Source organism: Nocardioides sp., assembly GCF_035703625.1.
GTDB lineage: Bacteria > Actinomycetota > Actinomycetes > Propionibacteriales > Nocardioidaceae > Nocardioides.
Window position 1 is genome coordinate 1 of record NZ_DASSXS010000116.1, and the last position, 2,423, is coordinate 2,423.

Consider the following 2,423-nt stretch of genomic DNA (forward strand, 5'->3'; position numbering starts at 1 on the left):
GCGGAGTCGTAGTCGGTCAGCGGTCGCCAGCTGAGGTTCTCGAAGCAGATGCCGGCCTCGGGCCGGGTGTGCTCGTGCCGGAACCCCAGGGTGTGTCCCAGCTCGTGGCCGAGGATGTTGCCCGGCGACCAGTCCGGCGTCGTGAGCAGCGAGACCGGATTGACCAGGATGTTCCGGCGCGCGTCGGGACTGCTGGGGAAGAACGCCCGGGCGATGAACGCCTGCGACCGGGTCGGCTCGATCGAGAACACCACCGCCCCGTTGCGGGTCGTGCAGTTGGCGTCGGCCGACCTCACCCGGACGAAGTCGATGCTCGTCGAGGCGTTCTCCCAGAGGGACGTTCCCCGGGCGGCGGCCCGCACGAGCGCGTTCTTGCGGGCGCCGAAGTCGTTGCTGACGCAGTAGGTCAGGTTCCCCACCCGGGCCTGCGGCCACACGTCATCGCTGCCACCCACGGTGTTGACCACGAGCCCGGCCGGGTTGGCCTTGGGCGTCGCCGTGCCCACCATGCCCTCGTAGTAGGACCTCAGAGCGCCGGCGCCCGCCACCGGCTCGTCGCCGTTGACGATGTACTGCCCGTCGGCGTCCCGGACGGTCGACGCCTTGAACTGCTCGAACGTCGGGATGCCGGTGCCCCGCGCCGCGTCGACGGCCGGGGCCGTGAGGGCGAGGACCAGCGCCCCCGTGGCGGCGAGTGCGAGTGGGCCGACTCGGGTTCGTTTCATTGGTCGCTCCTGGTGAGCGTCCCCCACGAGCCATGGTATCGGCGGCGCACGACGCCACGCCCGGCGCGGGCGGTAAAGAACCCACGCCCGGTCCAGACCGTCAGATGACCCTCCGCCCCGCGCGCAGCCGGCGGCGCACGTCCGCGAGCACCATCCGCGCCGGAAGCTGTCGCACCTCCCGGGGCACCCGCCGGTAGACAGGCGGGAGCCGCCGCCAGAACCGGTCGTAGCGCACCTGGTCCCGCGCCGACCACGGCAGGTCCAGCACCTCCCGGGTCCGCGGGTCGAGGTTCCCCCGCGCCACGAGGCTCTGGAGGGGCTGTACCGGCCGCAGGGGAAGCGGCACGGCCCGGGTCGAGAGCAGTGACCGGGCGAGGCGCTGGACCGAGGGTTCGGGTGCCAGCAGCGCGATCGAGGACTGCCAGTAGTCCTCGAACTCCGCACGGGTCCGCGGCCACATCTCCGGAGTCACCTGCAGGGCGGTCCCGAGGATCCACGAGTCGCGGTAGACCCGCTCACGGGTCGCCGCGTCCATCGGGCCGAAGACCCGCTCCAGGATCGTCTCGCCCGCGCGGGCCAGGGTCGCGGCGACCCAGAGCTGGAGCTCGGGGTCGAACGCCGAGTAGCGCCCGGCCGCACGAACCGGCCCGTGCCTCCTGTCGACCATGGCCGCGAGCGCCCTCCGCTCCTCCTCGGTTCCCAGGACCGCGACGTAGACATAGGCCAGAGTGGTCCGCAGCCGGTCGAGCGGGCGGTCCAGCGTCGTGCTGTGCTCGACGACACCGAGTCCCACCTCCGGGCGGGCGAGCTGGTACATCACCGCCGACCCGGCGCCGGCCAGCATGACCACCTCGCCGACGACGTCAGCGAGGCCGAAAGCCCCCTCCCCGGGACCGGGGTGCCCGTTCGTCACCCGTCCATCATCTGCCTCTAGGGTGACCGCGTGCGCCTGGCCACCTGGAACGTCAACTCCCTCCGCTCCCGCATCGGCCGGGTCGAGGAGTTCCTGCAGCGCCATGACGTGGACGTCCTCGCGATCCAGGAGACCAAGGCGCGCGAGGACCAGCTGCCGCTGATGGGCCTGCAGGCGCTCGGGTACGACGTCGCGGTCGCCGGCGTCAACCAGTGGAACGGGGTGGCCATCATCAGCCGGGTCGGACTCGAGGACGTGGAGGTCGGCTTCCCGGGCCAGCCGGGGTGGGGCGACCCCCTCGCCGTGGAGTCCAGGGCGATCGCCGCGACCTGCGGCGGCGTACGGGTCTGGTCGCTGTACGTGCCCAACGGCCGGAAACCCGACGACCCGCACTACACCTACAAGCTGGAGTGGCTGGCTCGGCTGCGCGAGGCCGTCAGCACCGGCCTCGGGACCGACACCGCGCTGGCCGGTGACTGGAACATCGCACCCCGGGACGAGGACGTCTTCGACATCGCGCAGTTCGCGAAGTCGACCCACGTCACGCCGGCGGAACGCGCGGCCTTCCAGGCCTTCCTCGACGACGGCTTCGTCGAGGTGGTCCGGCCCCACACCCCCGGCCCCGAGGTCTACACCTACTGGGACTACTACCGGCAGCGGTTCGAGAGGAACAGGGGGCTGCGCATCGACTTCGTGCTGGCCTCGCCGTCGCTCGCGGCGCGGGTCTCGGGCGCGTTCATCGACCGCGACGAGCGGGCCGGCACCGGCGCCTCCGACCATGCCCC

Annotated in this window: 3 protein-coding genes; 1 reads left to right on the forward strand and 2 read right to left on the reverse strand. The window is 72.1% G+C overall.

The features are described 5' to 3' along the window. On the reverse strand, positions 1-725 hold a 725-nt coding region (locus VFN12_RS05580; protein ID WP_325117612.1), incomplete at its 3' end, for a hypothetical protein. 100 nt (positions 726-825) lie between these two features. Then, positions 826-1,638, reverse strand: coding sequence for an oxygenase MpaB family protein (locus VFN12_RS05585; RefSeq protein WP_325117613.1), 813 nt, complete (start codon positions 1,636-1,638; stop codon positions 826-828). A gap of 30 nt (positions 1,639-1,668) precedes the next feature. Between VFN12_RS05585 and VFN12_RS05590 the strand changes: the two genes are divergently transcribed. Further along, positions 1,669-2,423: exodeoxyribonuclease III (locus tag VFN12_RS05590; RefSeq protein ID WP_325117614.1), on the forward strand; the 755-nt coding region annotated here is incomplete at its 3' end.